Here is a 16,573-nt window from a genome sequence, read left to right on the forward strand (position 1 = left end):
TCTCTTCCTTTCCATAACATTGCGAGGCAGTTGCAATGCTCCATTATAGAGGATTGCAAAGGGCTTTTGCTTCGCGATTCACAGTGGTTGATGGAACATGAAGGAAGTGGGAGGAAAAATCAATGCAGGTAAATGAGTCTTACTCTTTATTGAACGAATGTCAACAAAGAGGCAACCTGGCGATCTTCGCAAATCACGCGAAGACCCATGGCTTTCCGTCCCTGCTTCACAACAGGTTTGGCAACTGAACCTCCATTATAATGAGAGGATTCTTAATCGGTGTTTAAACAAACATTCTTCTTAAAATTGGTTTACATTCTCTCCTCTTCGATATCCTCGACAATCTCCGCGAGGATTTTCCGATCGATTTTGTCTCTTTTTCCTTTGTAGATATTCTCTTCCAGTCTTTCGAGAGCCTCTTTGATTCTTTCATCCTCCTGGGCATAGGGAAGAAGAAGATCCAGCAGTTCTCTGTCGTTTTTGGCGTGTCGGATCGCTCTGGCGATGTCGAACTCTCTCTTTTTCATGAAAACAGGAAGCTTCCGGTTGCCCAGCCACCAGGCGCCTGCGGCCCCCAGCACGATGCCGACAAGAAGATAGAGCCAACGGTATTCCTCCTCTTTTTCTTGACCTTTCAAGCTCCTGCCTTCTTTGCCGGCGGTCGTAGCCGAAGGGACTTTTTCGGTTTTTTCAGGAGGTCTGCCCAAATCCTTTACATCGGCGTTCTTTTTGCCTCCGACCACTTTGATAGGAATCGGTTCCGTGCGTTTTTCTATGACCTGCTGACGCTCTTTGTCGTAATATCTCAGAACAAAAGAGGGAATCGTGAAATCGTGATCGGAGACGATCGTGACCGTCTCCTTGAAAGTTCCGCCGTAACGTCCTTCCGTAATCCGCTCCTTGACCACGGGATCGTCGCTGTAGACCACGGTGTCGGGAATGTGGGGTTCGAACTTCTTGATATCGTCGATATTGCCCTCCCCTTCGATCTCAATCGTCACGCGCACCGGCTGATTGGCCTCCACTCTCTGCCTGTCGACCGATGCACGGATCGTGAAATCGCCATAGAGTTCCACATTGCCAGGAAGCGGGTCGACCTGGATCGTCACGGCATTGGAAGCGATTCGGCTCCACTCCAGTCTCGCAAAAAAACCGTTGAAAAAGTCGTCGTCGAAAAAGGGATCGTTGATGGGAGGCTTCACACGGACCCGCTTGGCGATCTTCGCTGTCAGGGGGCCGAGTTTGAAACTGCCGGCCTTTTGGGGAAAGATCAGGTAGCGCTGTTTTTCGACGATATACTCCCCTTCGTACGACTTCTGCACCTCTCCCACTTTTTTGATCCAGAAGTTCGGAAACTCGGGGGATTGAAGATCCACCTGCGCGAACCGGGCATCTCGGCGGTAGCGAATCACCACATCGAACGTGACCGGCTCGCCCACATGCACCCTTTTTTTGTCAATGTCGATTTCAAGCCGGGCATCACCCTTTCGGGTACCCGGTTTGGGTGCGTCGCTCACGCTGATTCTGACCGGATCGGTCCGGTAGAGGGTGCCATCGACTTTCACTTCCAGCGAAGGGATCGTCACATCCCGCATCGGCGCGAACGTGTAGCTTTTCGTCACGCTTCGGGAGGTATGGCCATTGATGATGGAGATGTTCGATCGCTGGGACGTACCCAGAATCGGAAAACCGTCAATCTCTTTCAAAACGGGAAAGGCGACATCCTCTCCCTCCGCCGTGATCGAGAATGTAACGGTGTCTCCCCGTGTCACCTCTTTCCTGTCCACATGCATCTTTATGCCTGCTGCGGCCAGAAAGAGCGGGACGAACAGCAGCGCCCACAGCAGCCGTTTACCAGGGTGTCGTCTCATCCTCGCTCCTTTCGCTCTTTTTTGTCGGCATCGGCAGCATCAGAGTGTGTATGCCGCGCTGGTTCAGCACTTTGTTCCATTTCCGCAACTCCATTTCACTGATCGGTTCCTCCCTTTTGGCTTCCGGTTTCTGGATTTTCCCACCTTTTTGGGCCTCTGGTTCTCTTTTTTTATCCTCACCGGCGTTTAGCTTTTCGTTTTCATCTCTCTTTGTCTCTGCGGTTTCGCTCTTTTGTTTCATCTGCTCTCTCTTGCCGCTTTGACTCTTCTGATCGTTTTGTTTGCTCTTTTCGCTCTTTTTTTGGTTCCCGGCGCTTTGGTTCTGTTTCCGGGAGTTTTTGCCGTCGGTTTCTTGGTTTTCGTTTCGTTCCCTCTTTTTCTGGCGTTTTTTCTTCTCTTTAATCTTTTTCAGCAGTTCAAGATTGAAACGGGTCTCTTTGTCCTCTTTGATTTTCAAAGCCTCCTCATAGGCCCTGATTCCTTCGTCGATCTTCCCAAGATGAGCGTAACAGTTTCCCATATTGTGCAGCTTTTCAAACTGCAGACTCTCTTTGTTCACCTTTTTGAAAAACGATAGTGCCTCTTCGTATTTTCCTGCTTTGTACAAAGCGTCGGCCGCGTTGAACGTCGCTTCGTCACTCCCCTTTTTTGCCAACTCTTTGTAGAGTTTCGCAGCCTTGTCGAATTCTCCCTTTTCATACGCATCTTTCGCCCGTGTCGGCGTCAGGAAATCGAGTGCGCCGGCATACGCAAGTGAAAAAAACAAAATTGATATTAATAAATATCTAATCATTGTCTCTCTCCTCCTTCGCTCTTGACAGGCCGTCTCATCTTTGCAGGGAGAGATGTATGGGCCATAAGAAAGAGAAGAATCGACAGCATCAACGGGTAGTAGAAGAGCTCTTCGCGTTCATGGATGGTCCGCTCCTTGATCTCACCGGATACAAGACGCGATCGGATGAACTCTGCCAGACGTTTCATGTCGCTCGAGCTGAAAGAGAAGCGCATATAGACTCCCCCGGTTTTTTCGGCAAGGGAGGATACGGCGGGGTTTAGTCGGGTGATGACCACATTGCCGTTTCTGTCGCGGACCACATCCCTTCCGATCTTCATCACACCCCCCTTGCGGGTTCCCAAAGCGTAGATGAAGACCTTGATTCCCTCTTTTTTGGCGAAGGCGATCTCCCTGGAAAAATCTTTTTGGTCCCCGCCGTCGGTGAAAATGAGCAGGGCTCTTTTCTTCCTCTTTTTCAGCAGGTCGGCCGTCACCTCCAGGGGAGCCATCATGTCGGTTCCCTTGAGTGTCACATAATCGAACCCCATATGCTTGACGAGATATTTCAAAGAGGCGTAATCACGTGTCAGCGGTGCGATGAGAAAGGCACGGGAGCTAAATCCGATGACACCTATGCGTGTCTGCTTCATTGCATCAAGAAGGTCGAAAAATTTCCGCTTGGCCAGTTCGAACCGATTGGGAAAGAGATCGTTGGCGAACATGGAACGGGAGATATCGAAAGCGACCACCAAGTCCACGGTCGACTCTTTCACCCGGATCACCCCCTTTTCCATGACGGGGCGCGCGAGGGCGACAAGTCCCAGTGCGATCGCCAACAGCAGGAGTGTTCTGCGGGCTCTTCGGCTCAATCCGCTCCCTTGGGCCACCATTTTCCGATAAAGCTCCGGGCTGAACCGCCTGCTAAGATCGTCCCCTTTTTTTCGGATCACGATCCCCAGCGGCACCAGAAAAAGAATCAATATTAAAAAATATGGATAAAGAAACGTCATCGGTCCGCTCTCCTCTCACGCCGGATAGGAAATCGAAGGCCGAGGGTGGAAAGAAGTATCAAAAGCAGGGCCGTGCCGAGCGGCCAGGCGTAATAGTAGCGCTTTTTGACATAGCGGTTGCCTTCGATTTCGCTCTTTTCGAGGCGGTCGATAGTCTCGTAGACCTTTTCAAGTTTCTGCACCGTATCGGCCTCGAAAAACTTGCCGCCCGTCTCCTTCGCGATTTTTCTGAGCACGTAGGGGTTGTAGTCGCCCCGTCCGCCGATGCCGATCGTATAGACCTTGATGCCATACTTTTTCGCCGTGTTGATCGCCACCTCCAGCGGCACAGTCCCGGCATTGTCGATTCCGTCTGTCAGAAGTATGGCAATCTTGTTTTTCGCATTGGAATCCCTGAAAAGCTTCGTACTCATGAAAAGCGCCTCATAAAGTGCCGTACGCCTAGTTCCCGCGATCCCGACCTCCACCTTCTCCAGAAGCCTCAGAAGGGAGGTCTTGTCGTAAGTAAGAGGCACGGCCACATAGGCGAAATCGGCGAAGATCGTCAAACCGATCTTGTCATGTTTTCTTGCTTTGACGAATCGGGTGACGATATCTTTGACGATGCCGAATTTGTTGTTTTGCGCCATCGACCCGCTGGCATCGAGGATCAAGGATATTTCGTACCCCTTCTGCCTCTCGATGACGATCTCGTTTGTGACGACCGGACTTGCCAGGGCTGTCACCAGAAGAGAAAAAGTGGCGGTTTTGGCGAGAGCATGGAGCCGCGATCGGCTCCGGGAGATCGTATGCAGCCTGTCGCTGCCGGGAAACCAGATGCTCTCGTAACGGGGCCGGCACCATTTCAGGCAGAGAAGAAAAAGAGGGATCAACGCAAAAGCAACGGGATGTTCGAAGGTGAAACTACCCATGTTTCATCACCTTTTTGATCAGGCTTCTCATCCGCCGTTCGTCGTAGGCATCTAGCGGTGGCACCGTTTTTCTGTATTTGTATTTTTCCAGTTCTTTTCGAAGATGCTCGAATGTCTCCCTCTCCGAGGCCTCTTCGATCAATACCGGCATGTACTCGTCGAAAGTGTAGACCGCCTCCTTCACGCGGTTGAAATCGATGGATGCGATTTTTTCGCGCGCGACTTCCCGGGGATCTCTGCGCCGCCTTCTTCTGCGTCGCCCCGCTGTGGCGCCGAGAAACCGGTACAGAAGCAGCAGGATAAGAGCCGCGAGTACAGCAAGAGCGAAGAGGATCAACCACGTGTGATCTGGCACTTCCACAGGCGGTTTGATATCTTTGAGCTGCGCCAGCATGTCGTTCATTTGAGCATCTCCCGAAGCTTAATGAAAGGATCCTCGTCGGTATAGATTTTCGTAAAACCGATTCGCTCTTTCAGAAAATGTCCCTCCAGGGCTCTGTCATGGCGCAGCAGATCCTCTCTGTAGCGCTGTAGCGTCGCCGGGGTTAGATCGAGCAGATGGTGTTGACCGCTGACGGGATCGATCAGATCGTACTCCCCCGCAAAAGCCGGATTCTCCTCGAACCGGTCACGGACGATTACAGCATACACCTCGTGCTTCGCACCCAAAAGACTCAGATCGGCGATGTCGTAGAAATCTCCCAGAAGCAAAACGATGGATCGCTCCCGAATGGCACGGAGCAGGAAGTCGGCCACCTTCTGCAGCGAGGTGCGCCGTCGAAGGACATCGACATTCAGGGCGTATTCGAGGGCGGCATAGACGATATTGGGACTCTTGGAAGGTTTGAACCACTCCAACACCTCCTCGTCATAGAAGATGGAGGTAACTCTGTCGGAGTTTTTCAGTGCCGCGAATCCCAGCAGCGCGAGCATCTCCGCCATGACTTCCTGCTTTTGTCGCACCGTACCGAAATAGATGCTTCCGGAAACCATGTAAACGATGACGATGTTGAGTTCACGCTCTTCGTTGAAGACATTGATGTAGGGTTTTTGTTCCCGTGCGGTCACTTTCCAGTTGATTTTGCGCACATCGTCGCCGTAGGTGTACTCCTTCAGCTCGGCAAAATCGATGCCGTTGCCCTGGAATGTGGAGATGTTGTTTCCCACATTCTGGCCAAAAAGACGCCGGCGGGTGCGAATAAGAATTTCATGCGCTTTTTTGTTCATGCAACACCCACCCTTCGGGTTTCCGCTTCGTTTTGCATAACCGTTGTCCGTTCCTGGCTTTCGTTTCAGGGTACCCTGACTGCCTTCTGGATCGCTTTGACCACATCGTCGCTGGTGATACCCGCCGCTTCGGCCCGATAGTTGAGTATGATGCGGTGACGGAGCACATCGTGGAGAATCTCCGCGATATCGACGGGCGTGACATAGTCCTTTCCACGCATCAGCGCCACGGCACGGCTTGCGCGGAAGAGATCGATCGAAGCCCGCGGACTGGCGCCGAATTCGATATATTCTGCCATGTCCTGCGCTCCGTATTCGTCGGGAAAGCGAGTGGCGAAAACGAGTTTGAGCATATATTTCTGCACCGCATCGTCCACATGCACGGCATGGAGCTCTTTTTGCATCTGGGCAATTTCGGCCTTTCCGGCCACCTGGGAAATCTCCCCGAACCCCTTCGCCGCGACCCGGCTCACGATCTCGAACTCCTCTTCGATCGAGTTGTAGCCGACATTCACTTTCATCATAAAACGGTCCAGCTGCGCCTCGGGAAGACGGTAGGTACCCTCCTGCTCCACTGGATTCTGGGTCGCAAGCACGAGAAAAGGACGGTCCACCTTGTAGGTCTCTTCGGCGATGGTCACCTGCTTCTCCTGCATCACCTCCAGCAGTGCCGACTGCACTTTCGCCGGCGCCCGGTTGATTTCGTCGGCCAGGAGAAGGTTGGTGAAGACGGGGCCGTGCTTGACCTTGAACTCCCCGCTTTTTTGATCGTAGATTTCTGTTCCCGTAATATCGCTGGGAAGCAGGTCGGGTGTAAACTGCACCCGTTTGAAGGCGAGCCCCAGTGCCTGAGCCAGCGCATTGATCGCCGTGGTTTTCGCAAGCCCGGGCACCCCTTCCACCAGCAGGTGCCCTTCGCAAAGCAGCGCGATCAGCATTGCATCCACGAGATGCTCGTGTCCCACGATAACCTTTCCGACCTCTTTTTTGATCGAATCGACAATAGGATTCATTCGCGACTCCGTAGAAATTTTGTGAACAATTATAACCGACGAAGGAAAACTGAGGGTAAACGGAATATTAAAACCGGCTGCAGGTCACTCATCTACCGAAGCGTTATAAAGTTTGCATAATTTTTGTTCTAGAATCTTTTCCAGAAGGAGGATGTAAAAAGTATGAAGACGGTATAGCACTCCAGACGTCCCACAATCATGCCAAAAGATAGCACCAGTTTGTCGATATCGTTGAAAAAACCGAAATTTTCCGCGGGCCCCACATGGCCGAAACCGGGTCCCACGTTGCCCACGATCGCCACTGCGCCCGAAATAGCTGTCATCTCGTCATATCCCCTGGCATAGATATAGACACTCATGATGCCCACGGTAAATACGAAAAGTACGAAAAACCCGAACGTCGATGCCAGAATGTTTCGTTCGAGTTTGATGCCGTCGATGAATACCGAAATGAAGGCTTTGGGATGGAGAATCCGCTTGAGCTCGGCAAAGAGCGTCTTGAAAATGACGACATACCGAATCACTTTGATGCCTCCGGCCGTTGATCCCGCATTGCCGCCCACCAGCATGGCGATGAATATGAGCGCGACGGCAAGATGGCTCCATGTCCCGTAATCGATCGTGGCAAATCCCGTTGTCGTCATCACGGAAGCGATCGTGAAAAAGGCATGGGTTGCCGCATGGAAAAAGGTGTCGCCTCCGATATCGATATGCACCAGTGTCAAAAGTGTGCCCAGTGCCAGAAAAATTGTGACATACCAGCGTACCTCTTCGCTCCGGTAGCCGCTTGTGTCCCGGTAGAAAAGTTTCAGATGCGCAAGAAAGTTGATCCCTGAAAGCATCATAAACAGGGTGGTCGTCCAGATGATCCAGGGGCTTTCGAAATAGCCCAACGAGCTGTTTTTCGTCGAAAACCCGCCCGTGGAGAGGGTGGAGAAGGCATGATTGACAGCGTCGAACCACCCCATGCCGAAAAACCTGAGCAACACTACATCGATGGTGGTCAGAAAAAGATAGATGCCCCAGAGACTAAGAGCAGTATCTTTGATTTTCGGCCGCAGCTTCTCTATCTGGATGCCGGTCGCCTCCGCCTTGAAGAGCGAAAGGCTTCCGGTGGGGTTGATAACGGAGAGAAGTCCCACCCCAAGAACGATGATCCCCACCCCGCCGAGCCAGTGCATCAGGCTCCGATGGAAAAGAATCATGTGGGGAAGCGCCTCGATATCGGTATAGACTGTGGCACCTGTCGTGGTGAAACCGCTGATGGCTTCGAAAAAGGCGGAGGGAAAGGTAACGGGTGTATAGAGCAAAAGCGGCACGGCGCCTGCGATTCCTATGAGAATCCACAGCATATTGACGGCCAGGATGCTCTCGCGTATGTGCAAAACGACGGTATATTTGCGCAATATCAGAAAAATGGCGAGATTGAGCAGAATAAAAGAGAGATCGAAAAGAAACAGCTTCGTAACGGGCTCGCCGAAAAGCAGACCGACCAGGATATCGAGCGTGAAGAAGAGTCCCAGCGTCATGCCGATGAGACTCAGCACTTTGAAGATACTCCTAAAGTCCATAGAACCACACTTTCAGTTTCGGCGCATGCTCCTCGGCGGTGAAGCCGACAAGCACATCCCCCTCTTCCATCGTCTCTGCCTCTTCGAAAGGTATCAACCTATCCTCGCGTATCAGATAGATTTTGATGTGATCCTTCTTTTTTGGGGGTTTGACCTTCTTTCCGATCAGATGGGACTGCTTGAATACTTTCCTGAGGAAAATGACCGCTTTGCCCCCACAGAATTTTCTCTCCATGACGACGCTGCTCGTATAGAGCGACTCGAGAATCGCGTTGTAGGCACTCATTTTCGGTCCACGCACGACGACGATGCCCAGCGTATGCATCAGATTGTAGTACTCTCTCTCGTTGTTGACGGCGACGACCTTGTGAATGCCGTGTTCCTTCGCTTCGAGGCACTTGATGATATTGTATTCGTCGTTGTTGGTGGCGGCAATCATCATGTCGGCATACTCCAGTCCCTCCTCTTCGAAAAGCTCCTGGGTGCCGTATTTGCAGCTGAGCATCATTGCCTCACCCTCCAGCTTCTCCTCGGCGGTTTCGCAAAGCGTCATATCCTTTTCGATCAGTTTCACCTCTTTGCCGTTTTCGATCAGCTTTTTGGCGATGGAGATCCCAAGGTCTCCCGCACCAAACACGATGCACCGTTCGATGGAGCGGGGGGTTTCGGTATCGAAGCGGCGGCAAAGCTCCCTGATCTTCGCTTCGTCGCCGAAGAGATAGACGAGATCGTGCGGTTTCACCGGCGTGCCGTCCTGGGGAACAAAAAAGTGTTTTCCCCGTTCGATGCCGACGATATCAAAACCCTCCCTTTCGATCACGGTCGCCTCGTTCAGGCTCGTCGCCCATACGGAGATCAGTTTGAATGCGGTATGTCTGAAAGATTTGACATTGTTGGCCTTGGGATAATCAAGCAGCGTGGCCACCGTCTCGGAGGTGATCCTGAGTGGAAAAACCGTTTTTGAAATGCCCAGTTTGTCACGAATAGAGCTTCTGTCGAAAAAAGCGTTCCTCAGACGGATCACCTTCCTTTTCACATCGATCATGTCATCCGCGATCAGGGTCGAGATGAGATTGGCCTCATCGGTATCGGTCACGGCGATGAACAGATCGGCCTCCTTGTCGATAAGCTTCCGGTAGGTATGAGGGTCTTCGATGTCCCCGTGAATCGGAAGAATGTCCAAAGACTCCTGCAGACGGTGAAGCGCTTCCGCGTTCCTGTCGATAATCGTGACATTGTGGCCGATCGAAAGGGTTCTTGCGAGATTGAATCCGACTCTGCCCGCCCCTGCGATGATGATATCCACTTACGACTCCTTCTCCTGTTTGATTGCCGAAATTTTTTTCTTTTTCTTTTCCCGCAGAATTTCACGCCGCCGTTTCAGCCGCTCTTTGATGTTCCGGATACGCCCGATCTCCTTCTCCTCGAGATCGACCTCGGCATGCTCGATCATCTCCCCGACTTTCACTTCCAGCATGTCGGACTTTTTCATGGCAAGAATCTGGGAGGGGAAGACACTGCGGTGGCCGGTGATCAGAAAACTTATCACGGCGCTGATGGCGGCGTAGTGGGCGATCTCAAGACCGAAAAGTTCCACCGCCATGATTGTCGCGGCGATCGGTGCGTTGGTCGCTCCGGCCAGCACACTGACAAAACCGAGAGCTGCGAAAAGCGTCACGTGGCTGTCCCCGATCAGATGTCCGAACGTCATACCGCTCGTAGCGCCGATATAAAAGAGCGGCGTGATAATGCCGCCGCTTCCTCCCACCCCGAGGGTCAGCGACGTGAAGAGCGTTTTGAGGATGAAAGCGTACCAGGGAACGTCGATGGGAATGTAGGGGTGCGGTGTCAGCACGTCCCGTATCGTATTGAGTCCCAGACCGAGATAGCGCTCTCCGAAAACCATGGCCAGACCCACGAGAACGATACCGCCGCAGAATGCGATCAGATAGGGATGCAGCGGGATTTTTCTGATGAGGCGGTGTGTCACGTTCATTGCGGTGACGATCGCATCCGACACGAAACCGAAAAAGATGCCGGCAGCCACCACCTTGAGAATGAGAGGAAGATCGAGTGCGACACTCTGATAAAAATGGATATCGAAATAGGTGTATTCGATACCGAGAAACTGTGCCGTCGTGAAGGCCGCGAACCCGGCGATGAAAGAGGGAAGCAGCACATCATAAAGAATCACCCCGATAATGAGAACCTCCACACCGAAGATCGCTCCGGCGATCGGTGTGCCAAAGACTGCGGCGAAGCCCGCACTGATACCGCATATTACCAGTTTTTTACGATCCTCCCTGGAGAAACGGAGCATATCCGACAGGAGTGAAGCCGCACCCGCACCGATCTGTGCCCCGGGCCCCTCTTTCCCCACCGACCCGCCGGCAAAAAGGGTCATCACCGTCGCGAAAAGTTTGACGGGGATCACCGCGACATCGATTTTGCCATGCTTTTTGTGCACCGCGTCGATCACCTTTTCCGTTCCGTGTCCCTCGGCGTTGGGAGCGAAAATCCGTATTACGAACACCGTCAGGAAAAGCGCCACGGGAAGAAGGTAGTAGTAGGGAAAGGGAAGTGTGGAGCGGCTCTGCTCCCCGACGATCAATATTTTCAAAAAGAGGGTGACAACCGCACCGATTACGATGCCTACAGTCGAGGAGAGCATCACCCATTTGGCGACACTCAGGAAAATGGCTGTCTGTTCGGTCAAATGTTTTCGAAAAAAACGCATTTTCTATCCGCCTTCTATTTTCCTGCCGAGAGCAATTTTGTGTTCTCTGCAGCCTTTTTGAAACTCTCACCGATATTTTCCGGATCGAAATAGACCGATTCGGAGGGGAAGGCGAAATCGAGACCGTGTCTGTCGAGAATTTCCCAGATTTTCAGCAGCACATCCTGTTTCACCTCCAGCCACTCCTGCCAGACGACGCTCTTGCTGAAGCAGTAGATCAGAATATTGATCGAGTAGTCGTCGAACTCGTCCAGATAAACCAGAAGCGTCGTTTTTATTCCGTATTTATCCTCCATCGAAAGGAGTTTTCTCGACCGTTTGGAGCGCCGGCTTATCATCTGCCTGTCCACTTTCTGGGGAGATGCGATGCCGGGATGCTCTCTGAGCATGGTTTCGATCTCCTTAATCGCCGCCATCAGTCTCTGCCTGTCGGCGCCATATGTCACTCCCACGTGCATCTTGATGCGCCGCCCCACGCTTCTTTTGCTCCAGTTTTTCAGTGGCGAATTGGCCAGCACCGCATTGGGCACCGTGATCATCGCATTGTCGAATGTCCTTATCATCGTGCTGATAAAGCCGATTTCCACGACGGTGCCCTCCACATCGCTTGTTTCGATCCAGTCTCCCTGGGAGAAGGAGTTGTCGAAAATGATCTTCAAAAGGCCGAAAAAGTTGCTCAGCGTGTTCTGCGCCGCAAGAGCCACGGCCAGACCGCCGATTCCCAGAGAGGCGACAAGGCCTGTGATATTGACACCCATCCGCACCAGAAGCATCGATACCGCGATAATGACGATCAACGCCTTGATGATGGATAGAATGAGATTGATCAGTTCCTGCCTGAGTTCCTTGTTGCGCAGTTCGCCCTTTTTAACCATGTAGTCGAAAAAGAGGCTGTCGATGATGATGATTATGATATAGGCTATCGTGCCAAGCAGGATGGCATAGAAGAAGATGGCGAGCTTCTCCGGAATCGGAGCGGGATGGAAAAGTACCTCCAGACCGAGGCGGAAACCGAAAGCGAGAACCAGGATGAAAAAGGGCCGACGCATGCCCTCCAGGTTGCTTAGCAGCAGTTCGTCGGTTTCGTGATATTCTTTTTGAATCTCTCTTTTGAGAAAGGCATAGAGCTTGTAATAAAACAGATAGGAAGATCCCCACGCCAGAATCATGATGAAGATGAAAATAAGCAGCCGTCCCATGTCGGTATGGATATGGCGCAGATGGGTATTGGCTTTGGCGAAAGCCTCGATCGTGTTGATCCGGTCGATGATTTCATCAAGTCTGAAAAGCGACATGATCGAACGATAGCGAAGCATCGACGGATTGGTGGAGAGATACTCCAGAAATTCACTGAAAAAGAGATAGTGCATCCGCAGTTTTTTGTAATTTTCGACGATCTTCCCGGAGATGGGATCGTCCGCCTTTTTGGCCGCGATGAAGGCTTTGGTGAATCGGGCGGTATCGACCGACTGGAGCGTTTTGGCATATTGTTTGAAAAAATCCAGCATCTCCTTTTGTGACATATCGGTCCAGTTCTCGGCCAGTGTGACAAAAAAATTGTAGATATTGCGGCGTATCTGAAGTTCCACGAGACCGATTTCGTCACGAATGACTGCCAGGTCATAGCCGTATTGGCGGTTGACGGCGATGCGCGTGCGGAGCTTGGACCGCTGCTGTTCGGAGGTAGCCGGATTGTAGAAATCGTTGTGAGGGTTGTCCACCTCGTAGGGACGCTCTTTCATGATTGTTAGCAGAAGATTGAATTTGGCAATCTTCTCATCGGCCAGATGGGAGAGGTCCGGAGAGGGTTTCTTCCCGCTCTGAACAGGCGCTTTCTTGGCCGGCACGGCCTGAGCGCTTTGCATACCGGCAGGGCTTTTAGGCTGCGTGACATTGGTTTCGGGACTCTGTGAAGGTTTTGTGGAAAGAGGAAGCGCGATGGATGGCTCCGTGGCATAAAATGTTTTCTCCACCTCTATCAGTGTCTGCCAGAAGCCTTTGGCGGCAAAGAGTGAAAGCGCAAGAAGAAGAAACAGGCCAGCCCTTTTCATCTGCTTCTCCTAGTCAAAAATGACCGTTTTGTTGGCATAGACGAAAATTTTGTCCTCCAGTGCCAGCCTGAGCGCCTTCGCCAGGACGATTTTTTCCACATCCCGTCCGGCATTTCGCATCTGCCGCCAATCCATCGTATGGTTGATCGGAATGATGTCCTGGGCGATGATCGGTCCCTCGTCGAGATTGTTGTTGACAAAGTGTGCCGTCGCCCCGATGATCTTGACACCCCGGTCGTACGCCTGCTTGTAGGGATTGGCGCCGATGAAGGCGGGAAGAAAGGAGTGGTGGATGTTGATGATCCGCTCATCGAAATGGGCAACGAACTCGGGCGTTAGGATGCGCATGTATTTTGCCAGCACAATATAGTCGAGGGGGCCGAATTTCTCAAGCTCCTTCAGGACTCTCTCTTCGTGTTCTGCCCGCTGAAGCCCTTCGTGACTTACATGGATGTAAGGGATATCGAACTTTTCAACGAGAGAGCGGAGGGTATCGTAGTTGGAGATGACGCCGACGATCTCCGCCTCGAGTTCCCGGGCTTCGTGGCGAATGAGAATGTCTCCGAGGCAATGGCTCTCTTTTGTCGCCATAAGCACGATACGTTTGGGACGGGGTTCCACAAGCCGGATCGTCGCCCGTTCGGGAAGCACGACTTTCAGTTCGGCCTCAAGCGCCATCGGGTCGAACTTTCCGCTCACTTCGCTACGCATGAAAAATTTGCCGTTCTGGGCGTCCACATACTCACGGTTTTTTTCCACGTTGAGCCCGAAATCGTAAAAAACTTTGGAAATTTTATAGACGAGACCCTTCTCGTCTCTGCAGTCGATGAGGACACGATAGTCGCGATTCATGAGCAACCTTCACACGAAATAGTTTGAGTGTGAAAGATTATATCGCACCGATCGTATCAAGCAGCTTTGAAACCACCTTTTCGCCCTCTTTTATTCCGGCGTCGTAGGCTTCGTCTATTTTTTTGAAGTCGAAAATATTGATCCGTTCGCAGGCGGCCGGTTCGACATAGAAGTGGCAATGGCGGCGGGAAGCTTCTATATTGGCTGCCATCATCAGCACAAGCGCCCGTACGGTCGTACGGATGACATTGTCCGGCTTTTTGGGCAGGATCGGATTGACATTGATGCCGATGACCGGCAGACCCAGGGGTTTGAGGGGCCTTGCCGGCATATTGTCCATGAAGCCGCCGTCAGCCAGCAGCATACCGTCGTAACGGACAGGTGAAAAAACGGGCACCAGGGAGGAGGAGGCGATGCAGAGCTCGCCGACAGCACCCCGGTCGAAATAACGAATCTCCCCGCCAGCCAGATCGGTGCAGGCGACAAAGAACCTTTTGCGCAATCTTTCGATCCTCCCGACCGAAAGCCTCTCCTCCAGGAGTCGGCGAATGCCCTCAAGTGCGAAAACACCGCCCCTGCCTCTTGAGCCGAAGAGATTCCATAGTTTGACGGCCTTGATCATCTCGACGATCTCTTCGGGTTCCTTGCCGTCACAAAGCAGCGCCCCCACGAGGGCACCGCCGCTCGCGCCGGCGATCGCCTCGATTTCCACGCCGTTATTTTTCAGTACCTTGACGATTCCAAGATGGGCGACGGCACGGATTCCACCGCCCGAAAGGGCCAAAGCCGCCTTCATCCATCCACTCCGAAAGCGGCCCGTACGGCTGCTAGAATACGGCGTCTGAGCTCTTTTCCGAGCGCTCTGCCGCTGTATCCCTCTTCCAGAAGCTGTGCCGGCCGGATGCCCGGATCGAACTGCTTCTCGTAGATGCCGAGTTTTTTCGAGCGCTCCGTCACACGGTCCGCATAGATGCCCAGCCACTGCCGGATCGGAAAACGGAGCGAAAGGGCCCCCAGAAAACGGTCGGTAATATGGTGAGGCACCCTTTTTTGAAAGGAGAGGATTTTTTTGTAGACATTGGGTGTGTGAATCTTTTCGCACAAGGCGACAGCCGATCGGTGAAGATCGGTGGAGAGTATGAAAATAAAATAGTAGGGCCGCATCGCTTCGTCCCCAAGCGAGCGAGCTTTTTGCATGTGGCGCGCCATTTGGATAAAACCTTTGCGGTCGCATCCTAGTCCGAGAATTTTTTCGGCGACGAGAAGATCCAGCATCGCGAACAGGCCATAATGGAGCCATGGGGCTTTGAACATCTTTTCGAATTCCCAGAAAATCCGTTCAGGGGTCAAATCGTCCAGCGGCATCGACCGCATCAGATCCCGGCTCTTCTTTTCTATCCTGAATTTCAGACGGGCCGAAAACTGCATGGCACGCAGAACCCTCAGAGAATCTTCGACGAATTTTTCCGGGTCGACGACACGTATCACTTTTTTGCGGATATCTTCCAGTCCGCCCCAATGATCGACGATTTCGCCTGTGCGAAGATCGAGCATCAGCGCATTCATCGTAAAGTCGCGACGACGGCTCGCCTCCTTCGTATCCTTGGCAAGAGAGACGGCAAAACCCCTGTGCCCTTCACCCACCTTGCGTTCGATACGCGGGAGTGCAATATCGATATGACCGTACTTGTAGACGAAAAAGCTCTTTCCGACCCCCTTTGCCCCAAGTCGCTGCAGAGCGCTGTCGAACGTTTCGGGATCAATGCCGAAGCATTCGATGTCCAGATCGCAGATCTCGCGGCCCATCACCATATCCCGTACGGCGCCGCCCACGAGATAGAGTCTGACATTGGGATAATGGATGGAGAAGAAGTCAAGAACCTCTTTTAGCTCCGAAGCGAGCGGTTCGGGAAGGTTCGGAGGTATCACGGCTTTTTGAGGGTTTCGATCCGCTCGTCGAGAGTCGCCAGCAGATATTCGAGAAAATTCAGCGTCAAATCGACCTTTGCCTCCACACGCCTGTTGTTGGGAGACTGAAATCCTTCAAAAAGAACAAGGATGCGCTCCCGTATTCGCTCGAGAAATGCGCGTTCCTCTGCGAGAAAACTCTCGTCCGTCGTCGCTTGTCCCCCGATCTCGGGAGCATCTTTTGACGCCGGGGCCCGCTTCGCGATCTCGTCGTGCACCTTTTTCAGGCTTTCGGATGAGATTTTCGCATCGGCAAGCCCCTTGCCCGCATCCTCCCCGAGTTCTGCGATCGTGGAAAGTATCACATCTTTGAGTTCCATCGTTTCCCTTTAAATTCCGGCGAGCCAACGTTCGAATTCGGCGAATTGGGCATCGCTCTCCATGGAGACGAAAAACTCTTTCATCGTCTCGTTCACACCGGCAAAATGGCGATGCACTCCGGAGAGTCTGTGTATGGCCGCTCTCGCTTCACCGTTTTTCGGATCTTTTTTCAAAATTTCCTTGTAAATCTCCAGTGCCTCCTCTTTGAGTCCCTGAAGCTCGTAAATCTGCGCCAGCGTGAGGGTTTTCACGAAAAAGCCCTTCGC

General features: G+C 52.4%; 16 protein-coding genes and 1 riboswitch. All 16 genes read right to left on the reverse strand.

The window, feature by feature from the left end:
• Positions 1-167: 167 nt before the first annotated feature.
• A riboswitch (cyclic di-GMP riboswitch) is annotated at positions 168-252 on the reverse strand.
• A gap of 59 nt (positions 253-311) precedes the next feature.
• On the reverse strand, positions 312-1,871 hold the full coding sequence (locus tag JMG82_RS02335; protein ID WP_201353333.1) for a BatD family protein: 1,560 nt from the start codon (positions 1,869-1,871) through the stop codon (positions 312-314).
• Positions 1,852-2,637 (reverse strand): tetratricopeptide repeat protein, encoded by a 786-nt coding sequence (locus JMG82_RS02340; protein ID WP_201353334.1) that lies wholly within the window; start codon positions 2,635-2,637, stop codon positions 1,852-1,854. The genes JMG82_RS02335 and JMG82_RS02340 overlap by 20 nt, the downstream gene beginning before the upstream one ends.
• 23 nt (positions 2,638-2,660) lie before the next feature.
• Positions 2,661-3,656 (reverse strand): VWA domain-containing protein, encoded by a 996-nt coding sequence (locus JMG82_RS02345; protein ID WP_201353335.1) that lies wholly within the window; start codon positions 3,654-3,656, stop codon positions 2,661-2,663.
• Complete coding sequence (locus JMG82_RS02350) at positions 3,653-4,567, reverse strand: vWA domain-containing protein (protein WP_201353336.1); 915 nt, start codon at positions 4,565-4,567, stop codon at positions 3,653-3,655. The genes JMG82_RS02345 and JMG82_RS02350 overlap by 4 nt, the downstream gene beginning before the upstream one ends.
• Positions 4,560-4,970 carry a hypothetical protein gene (locus JMG82_RS02355; RefSeq protein WP_201353337.1) on the reverse strand — a complete coding sequence of 137 codons (411 nt, stop codon included), beginning with the start codon at positions 4,968-4,970 and terminating at the stop codon, positions 4,560-4,562. The genes JMG82_RS02350 and JMG82_RS02355 overlap by 8 nt, the downstream gene beginning before the upstream one ends.
• On the reverse strand, positions 4,967-5,794 hold the full coding sequence (locus JMG82_RS02360) for a DUF58 domain-containing protein (RefSeq protein ID WP_201353338.1): 828 nt from the start codon (positions 5,792-5,794) through the stop codon (positions 4,967-4,969). Before JMG82_RS02360 ends, JMG82_RS02355 begins: the two co-directional genes overlap by 4 nt.
• A gap of 65 nt (positions 5,795-5,859) precedes the next feature.
• Complete coding sequence (locus JMG82_RS02365; protein ID WP_201353339.1) at positions 5,860-6,807, reverse strand: AAA family ATPase; 948 nt, start codon at positions 6,805-6,807, stop codon at positions 5,860-5,862.
• 128 nt (positions 6,808-6,935) lie between these two features.
• Positions 6,936-8,378, reverse strand: a complete 1,443-nt coding sequence (locus JMG82_RS02370; protein ID WP_201353340.1) for a TrkH family potassium uptake protein — start codon at positions 8,376-8,378, stop codon at positions 6,936-6,938.
• Positions 8,368-9,684, reverse strand: a complete 1,317-nt coding sequence (locus JMG82_RS02375) for an NAD-binding protein (protein WP_201353341.1) — start codon at positions 9,682-9,684, stop codon at positions 8,368-8,370. Before JMG82_RS02375 ends, JMG82_RS02370 begins: the two co-directional genes overlap by 11 nt.
• Complete coding sequence (locus JMG82_RS02380) at positions 9,685-11,115, reverse strand: chloride channel protein (protein ID WP_201353342.1); 1,431 nt, start codon at positions 11,113-11,115, stop codon at positions 9,685-9,687.
• A gap of 14 nt (positions 11,116-11,129) precedes the next feature.
• Positions 11,130-13,166, reverse strand: coding sequence for a mechanosensitive ion channel family protein (locus tag JMG82_RS02385; RefSeq protein ID WP_201353343.1), 2,037 nt, complete (start codon positions 13,164-13,166; stop codon positions 11,130-11,132).
• Positions 13,167-13,175: 9 nt separating this feature from the next.
• The gene (purU, locus tag JMG82_RS02390) at positions 13,176-14,018 is read right to left on the reverse strand and encodes a formyltetrahydrofolate deformylase (protein ID WP_201353344.1); all 843 of its coding nucleotides are present in this window, start codon (positions 14,016-14,018) and stop codon (positions 13,176-13,178) included.
• Positions 14,019-14,055: 37 nt separating this feature from the next.
• Positions 14,056-14,814: a patatin-like phospholipase family protein gene (locus JMG82_RS02395; protein WP_201353345.1), complete on the reverse strand. Its 759-nt coding sequence runs from the start codon at positions 14,812-14,814 to the stop codon at positions 14,056-14,058.
• Positions 14,811-15,947, reverse strand: a complete 1,137-nt coding sequence (locus JMG82_RS02400) for a CCA tRNA nucleotidyltransferase (protein WP_201353346.1) — start codon at positions 15,945-15,947, stop codon at positions 14,811-14,813. The genes JMG82_RS02395 and JMG82_RS02400 overlap by 4 nt, the downstream gene beginning before the upstream one ends.
• Positions 15,944-16,306 carry a CiaD-like domain-containing protein gene (locus JMG82_RS02405; RefSeq protein WP_201353347.1) on the reverse strand — a complete coding sequence of 121 codons (363 nt, stop codon included), beginning with the start codon at positions 16,304-16,306 and terminating at the stop codon, positions 15,944-15,946. The genes JMG82_RS02400 and JMG82_RS02405 overlap by 4 nt, the downstream gene beginning before the upstream one ends.
• A gap of 9 nt (positions 16,307-16,315) precedes the next feature.
• Positions 16,316-16,558, reverse strand: coding sequence for a tetratricopeptide repeat protein (locus tag JMG82_RS02410; protein WP_201353348.1), 243 nt, complete (start codon positions 16,556-16,558; stop codon positions 16,316-16,318).
• Positions 16,559-16,573: the final 15 nt, after the last annotated feature.

This window comes from Hydrogenimonas urashimensis (assembly GCF_016593255.1).
GTDB classification, from domain to species: domain Bacteria; phylum Campylobacterota; class Campylobacteria; order Campylobacterales; family Hydrogenimonadaceae; genus Hydrogenimonas; species Hydrogenimonas urashimensis.